At 41.8% G+C, this 6,845-nt stretch carries 6 protein-coding genes; all 6 read right to left on the reverse strand.

From position 1 onward, the window contains the following. Positions 1-243: 243 nt before the first annotated feature. The 6 genes from cas2 to cas5c all read right to left on the reverse strand — a co-directional run bounded on the left by cas2 (position 244) and on the right by cas5c (position 6,075). Complete coding sequence (gene cas2 / locus HMPREF9999_RS10280) at positions 244-534, reverse strand: CRISPR-associated endonuclease Cas2 (protein ID WP_009437512.1); 291 nt, start codon at positions 532-534, stop codon at positions 244-246. A gap of 22 nt (positions 535-556) precedes the next feature. After that, positions 557-1,585, reverse strand: a complete 1,029-nt coding sequence (cas1c, locus tag HMPREF9999_RS05615; RefSeq protein ID WP_009437513.1) for a type I-C CRISPR-associated endonuclease Cas1c — start codon at positions 1,583-1,585, stop codon at positions 557-559. A 31-nt stretch (positions 1,586-1,616) separates the two neighbouring features. After that, a complete protein-coding gene (gene cas4, locus HMPREF9999_RS05620; protein ID WP_009437514.1) occupies positions 1,617-2,294 on the reverse strand; it encodes a CRISPR-associated protein Cas4 in 678 nt (225 codons plus the stop codon). Positions 2,295-2,416: 122 nt separating this feature from the next. Further along, on the reverse strand, positions 2,417-3,259 hold the full coding sequence (gene cas7c, locus HMPREF9999_RS05625) for a type I-C CRISPR-associated protein Cas7/Csd2 (RefSeq protein WP_009437515.1): 843 nt from the start codon (positions 3,257-3,259) through the stop codon (positions 2,417-2,419). 174 nt (positions 3,260-3,433) lie between these two features. Continuing rightward, the gene (gene cas8c / locus HMPREF9999_RS05630) at positions 3,434-5,365 is read right to left on the reverse strand and encodes a type I-C CRISPR-associated protein Cas8c/Csd1 (protein ID WP_009437516.1); all 1,932 of its coding nucleotides are present in this window, start codon (positions 5,363-5,365) and stop codon (positions 3,434-3,436) included. Further along, entirely contained in the window at positions 5,362-6,075 is a 714-nt protein-coding gene (gene cas5c, locus HMPREF9999_RS05635; protein ID WP_009437517.1) for a type I-C CRISPR-associated protein Cas5c, read from the reverse strand. The genes cas8c and cas5c overlap by 4 nt, the downstream gene beginning before the upstream one ends. Positions 6,076-6,845: the final 770 nt, after the last annotated feature.

Below are 6,845 nucleotides of genomic sequence, written 5' to 3' on the forward strand. Positions count from 1 at the left end.
AAGGTGCAAGTATCGTGTTTTGTAGTGCTTGTATGTACTAGTGTCATGTTTTATAGTACTTGTATTTTGTTTGTATTATACTAGAAACGTGTTAGTATGATGCTTGAATAGAGTTCGTATTGTATTGGTAACGAGCTCTCATAGTAGCATTGGATAGTGTTCCATATTTGTTTCCAAGCTCTATGGTCGAATTTTATGCTGGTAATAGACCAACACAACTAATAGTGCTTAGATGTCGCTTAATTATATCATTAATGTACCTTCAACTTCATAGGAAGTCTTTCTGCCAAAACATTCGATGTGCGTTCTGAAATTCTTACCAAGTTGGTAGATGCGCAGACAGTCTTCATCTGGGTCGATAATATGTAGCAACTCTTGTTTCAGACTAACAAATTGTGATGCATCTACCAGACATTCAAATACAGAATTCTGTACGCGTTGTCCATAGTTCTTACAAATCCTTGCTACATTGCGTAAGCGTTTAGCACCTGATGTTGTAATGGTGCAGACATCATAAGTTATAAGAACATACATAGTGTTTTAGATTTTCTGGTTATTATGTAATTACAAATACAGGGTAGTTATCTAGGTCACCGCGAAGAAAACGTGATAGTAGTTGAGCTTGTGCGTAGGGTAACAAGCCGATAGGGATTTTTTCTTGTAGGAAGGGATGAGTTATCACATCCTTTTTTCTCTTCTGCCACAAACTAATGAGTTCTTTTCTTGTATCTTCACGAATAAGATACCCATTTTCGCCCTGCACTATAAAATCGTTTTTATGTATTTGTCTTTTATTTATTACAGATAGTACAAAACGATCTACTAGATATCCTCTCAATTCTTCCATGAGGTCCAAAGCTAAACTGGGACGTCCTGGGCGGTCGGTATGCAGGAAACCCACATAAGCATCTAAACCTACAGTTTCAAGAGCAGCTCTCACATCATGTGCAAGAAATGTATAGAAGAAAGAAAGTAGGGCATTAACTTCATCTTTTGGGGGGCGCTTACTACGTTTCTCAAATTGAAATTCTGGATTCAATATCAAATGTTTGAAAACACCAAAATAGATATTTGCAGAGTATCCTTCAACTCCCATTATCTCGAGGCGAGTATGTTGATGGGGAAGCATACCAAGTTCTCGTTTTAGGAGGCAGACAGCATTCTCTATTTCTTCAGTAATAGTTTCATCTGGGTGGTGGTCTCTCAGAAATCGTCGAAGTATACTGCGGTGGTTCGCTATTTTACCCCCAATGAACAGAGAGCCAAGGTGAGTTGAGAGTAACTCATCTTCACTCATTCTATATTGTGCACGCCTCAGCAATACGTTTCCTTTTATAGCTCCTTCAAGACTACCAATAAAGCGTCCAGAAGGGGAGAGAAATGAAAGTTTTACACCATGATCAATGCACAGAGCCATCGCACCTGGAGAAGCTCCCATGAAGGTGAAGCAGACAACGCTCTCAAGATTGTGTATAGGGACTCGCAAAGCTATCTCGTCCTCAACCTTTACGGCAAGACTCTCTCCATCTTTTTGCAAGTAAGCATTGGGAGTGAGTACATACAATGTATTGAGCAGGTGACGCATAAGCCAGAAATATAAAGAGGTTTAGATATTATCACCATTCTAGATGCTCTGTAATATAGTTCGAGGCAGAGGTTAACTGGGATAGTTTAGGAAGGCAAAGGTCAATCAGTGAGCAAGAACGGCAATGAGGTTTATAAGTTGGAGTTACGGGGCTGTCATGTAGCGCAAGTTCGTGCATTTCTTCTGCTGTCTTCATGGTTTCTTTTCGCAGAGATGAATCAAAAAGTACAATCTCACGATGTTTGGTTTCTCCGTAGTATAAGAATCCTTTAGCGATATGGGTATTATAAAGGTCTTCGAGGGCAATTGCTTCCGCACAAAGTTGCAGTCGGTCAGCATTGTGTGCTTTAGGGCGTCCTCGCTTGTATTCGATAGGTGTAGCGCACCAATTTCCAGGATAATTAGGATGGGTGAAACCTCCCTCTTTGTTCTCCGATGCAGGCGTTAGTTCGACTGCATCGGAGAAACCATAGAGCCCGAGGGTAGGTGATGCAAGAGGTACACTCCGAAGAGTAATCTTATCCCTTCGTTTCGTTGTCATTTCAGGTTGGTGTACCTTCTTATGAAGCCAATTTCCTTCCATAGTAAGGGCGTTGTCCTTCCAAAGTTGCTCAATATGGATAAGATACCATTGGCGAGGACAAAAGCAATAGTGCTGGATGCCCGATAGCATGAGCATATCATCTTCAGTATAGACGATTCTACCCATAGATCTAAGTGTTGAAGAAAATCAACTCAACTAGATTCTTATTTGTTGTTTGCAATTGTAGCAAATTGAGTCTATAGCATAACTACCTTCTACAAACGGATCTAGTCAAAAAAGCAAATAAATTAGATGAGGTCAAGTAATTCAACCCCTTCAGGGAGGGCAGAAGTATCAATACTTACCACGTAGTCGTTGAAACAACGAGGAGCGTCTACATCAGTTTTCTTTTCAACCTTAACTAAATCAAAGAGTTTGTGAGCGGGTGCGTTTCCTAATTTGCTGTTGTGCTTGAACACAATAAGTTTGCGTGCAGCCATAAGACCGCGAGCAGCAGAACGATCTAGATCAAACATATTCGTTAGTGCATCCCAGAACAACTGAAGGTCATCTTCTGAAAACCCAGTATCTTGAGCCAAGGCAGCAGAGATAAATCCATGAGTGCGGTAAAGAGCATAAGGCACAGTGGACTTACGTCCCATTGTGTGCTTATCATCATCATCTACATCTACCAAACGTGTGATAGTGTGCTCAGAGGGAAAAATAGGGTCGATAGATCTACCAAAAGTCAGTTGAATAGGGCCGCGCACTTGACCTGCATTTTTTCCTGTGGTCATTACTGCACCAAAGGAGCGAACATCATAATAATTAAGACACATATTTGCGCGGGCGTCATTTACTTCTTTGACCTTAGGATTGTCATAGGCAGCTGCAATGCTTTTGTTTAGTGCTGCATTTTCGCGAATGAAGATATTAGTTGTTGCTTGGCGTGCTTCATCAAAAGACTCACGTTGCTGCATAACATAGTTACGCACCTTTCTTTTTAGGCAAACATCTGTGATGAGACCTTGTCCAGTTTGGAAGTCAATGCGAGGTGTGTTGCCCGCATCTGGATCACCATTAGGATTACCATCTTGCACATCATAGAGGAAGATAAAGTCGTAGCGGTATTCAAGGGCTTGAGTAGACATATTTCTGAGATATAAGTGGGTTAGATGATTCTAATTATAGAAGTAGCGTTATAATTCTTATCTTAGGTAGTAGCTATGTTAAAGGACTTGTAAAAGTCACTAGCAATATCACGATTATATAGCTATATAAGAGAAAGAGTTAGAGGAATTGTAGAAAACGTTCTGAGTATTCCGTTAACCTTCGGAAGCCTCCGCCACTTCTTTGGCGGCAGCCTTCTCTTCTGCTTTCTCGTCTCGGTAGTTTTTTTGGTGATAATAGGCCACCGCAAAGATGCTCTGTTCGTCGGGCGTGAAGTGAGCAGGTAGAGCCGACTGTCCCCCAGGTAGGAGATTCACTACCTTTCCCAACTCACGTTCAAAGTAATAGCCCAAACCACCGCTATCGCGTTTGATTTTAGTCAAATGGTGTTGAGCCAGTTGGAATAGGCGACCAAACACCATGTTAGGAGTAGCAGATGCCATTCTGTAGTATCGGTCGGTGATGTTAGCTTTCACTCCAGGAATAGCGAGTTCTTGGATACGTTCGAGCAAGGCAAAGGCGCGACCAGCCACATAGGCTGGATGAGAATTATTGAGATCTAATGCCATGGCGAGTATAGGTTGCTTGTATTTACGATTGATATAGGCTTTAAGGATAGCAGCTCGTAGTTCGGTGACAGGATATTTACTTCGTCCATCGTGGTGAACGCGATCAAGGCAAGCCATTTGTAGAGATTGAGGGTAGGGCAATCCCTTTATGAGGCTTTCCACGATGCTTTGCACTAAAATAGGAGACCATTTATCGGCAGAGTCAGCTGTTGAAACAGCACGTACCAAACTATAGACTGAACGCAATGGAGGACGTTCCTCATCAGGGTTTCTGTTTTTGAAACTAACGATGTTGAGGTCTTTCAGATGTTGTATCGTATTTCCTACGATTTCTGAGACAGTACCTTCCATCCATAGTTTAACACATACACGTTTAGCATTGGGAATGAGTCCAAGTAAATAGAATCGTTCCTGATTCTGCCAACTGATGTGTCCATCTTTCGCAGAAGTCATCACGCGTAGTGCCTTCAACACTCGTTCGCTTTCTGCTGTAGGGTCTGCTTTTTCTTTCTTAGTTTTCTTCTTAGTCTTGCTGGTCGTAGAAGGATTTTCTTGAGCATCTTCCTCTTCCTCCTCTTGATTGATTAAGCCACTAAAAGTTGCTTCTTTATATGAAGCCATCAACTCATCAAGACTTACTCCCCAATTTTGCTCTTGTTCCACTACTACTTGATTATGTGTTAGTGTGCTCCAAAAAAGGAAGGTCGTATTTCCTAATTTGTAGTTAGTAGCGGCATCTTTATCGAGTAGAACATTGATAGCAGCCATGGCTGCATTAGAAGCTTTTTGAGAGATAGGTGCATTGCTTCCCTGTTCCTTTCCATAAGAATTGAAAGCTGAGAGATTAAAGCTAATCAATGAAGGGTTAGCTTGTCCACCTGGAAGCTTAATAGTGTCGTGCAATCGTGCTAGAGGAAGCACCTCACCAGTGATGAGACAGCGTCCTACTTGTTCATTTCCTGCTGATTGTTCTGCTGCTAACTCTCCCCAAACCAGATTCGTGTCAGAAGCAATCACTTCATTGGCATCCGTTGCATTGCTCAGCTTAAATACAATATTGGGACTTGTTTCTTTCGGATTTGTAAAGAGCTCTCGAGGCACCTTCAAATGTTCCTGCTGTGCATAAAACGCTCGTATAGCACGTACGCCTTCATGTTGGGGATGTTGTTCTGCTAGTTGGTTTACTAGTTTGAGGAAGGCCTCGTGCTGTAAGGGAGCCAATTCTGCTTTTCGTTCACTCTCGTCTGTGGGGATGTTGAGAACATACCCAGAATGATCCCACAGAAGATTCGCTGTCTCATAACTCTTCGAGCCAGTTCTTTTCTTATCCTTAGCCACAAGGAAGAGTTTACCTTTTGGAGCCTCTTTTTTGTCGCGTGTATCTTCAATCCCTACATACAGACCTTCTGGAGTGATGGTGATTACAAAAGGGATGGGCTTCCATTGCATCCCTTCAGGCGTTGTTTTCCCATTGGCCTCAAGAGATTGGTATAATTGATATAAAGCTTGTAAAATCATCGCAAAACCTCCTCACTATTATAATCAGGAACGACAATCACTCCATGTTCCATCTTCGCATCAAAAAAAAGTGGATTGGGGCTTTTCTCTTTCTTCTTTTCCTTTGGGTTAGTAGGTGATTCGTAGATATAATCTAAATCATAAAGCATAATCCCCAAGTCACGCGTTTCTTCAATACCATGCCCTTCTGGCTGTTGAGGAAGTAATTCAAACGAACAAGAGAATTCTCGACATCCCAAATAAGGTTGCATGAAGCATTGCCCTTTAGAAGCCCGACGTTCAAACATTTCGAAGTATTTCATCGGAGTTTCAGCTGCAGAATCCTTGCATTCTTGCTGCAGCCATTTAGGTCTATTTTCAAGAGGGATAAACTCTAAGTCTGCAAATACTCGATAGGCCACATCGCGCAATATATAACTGGTTCGCTGTTGTCTATTTTTAGGGTCATCTGCATAAATAGGATTCTTGCCCATCTTACTGCCTACCTCATTTCGTTTGATGGAAGTGCGATTGATGGGATGTAAAACTTCTATGCGCCGTATATGCCAGCGCATTGAGGGTTTCCAAAAAATAGCAGAGAAGATGTTGCGAAGTGCAGAAGGGGTCGGCACATCGTAACTTACGCGTTCTACCTTCAGTTCAGGTCGGGTAAAACAAGCAAAATCTCCTCGTATTTCGAGGCAAAATGTCTTTCTGTTGCTGTTTATCATATGATGATATCAGTGGAAGGGTTACGATTGCAAATGTATTATTTCTTGTTGAGATAACCAAATATAAATATATATCTTTTTGTTTTATCTTGTTTCTTTCTTGAAACTCTTTGTGATACCGTTGTTGAACGGTGTGAAATCTCAATTACTCTCTATTAACGAGGTAATGAGATTCGATGCCCCTAGCCATAAATTGTAGGCCCGTAGTGGATAATGAGGTTACTTGTTTGCCCAATACACCTTTCATAGTATATGTAATATTGATGGTACATACAAAATCTAACGATTGCTATACGAATGTTTTCGGTTGCGAACCTCAAGTGAACATTATTTTGTTGGAGTTTCGCAGTGGTTGATTATCAGTTAGTTCTAGTTCAATAGCTTTATCTTCTACATCTATAATAATCACTAATAGGGACTTTCGCGATTTATCCTTTGAGAGAATCTCTTTTTTGTTGTATCTTTGCAGCAACCGTCGCAGCCCGCTTGGGCTGCGTGAATTGAAACGGCCGATTTTAATGCTCAGACACAGCGTATACTGTCGCAGCCCGCTTGGGCTGCGTGAATTGAAACAGATATGATGGCTGCTAACCATCAGCGCATTAAGTCGCAGCCCGCTTGGGCTGCGTGAATTGAAACAGCCGATTTTAATGCTCAGACACAGCGTATACTGTCGCAGCCCGCTTGGGCTGCGTGAATTGAAACTAGTATCTCCTTATGATGGCGCTAAGTATTACGTCGCAGCCCGCTTGGGCTGCGTGAATTGAAAC

The sequence above is a fragment of the Alloprevotella sp. oral taxon 473 str. F0040 genome (genome assembly GCF_000318095.2).
GTDB lineage: Bacteria > Bacteroidota > Bacteroidia > Bacteroidales > Bacteroidaceae > Alloprevotella.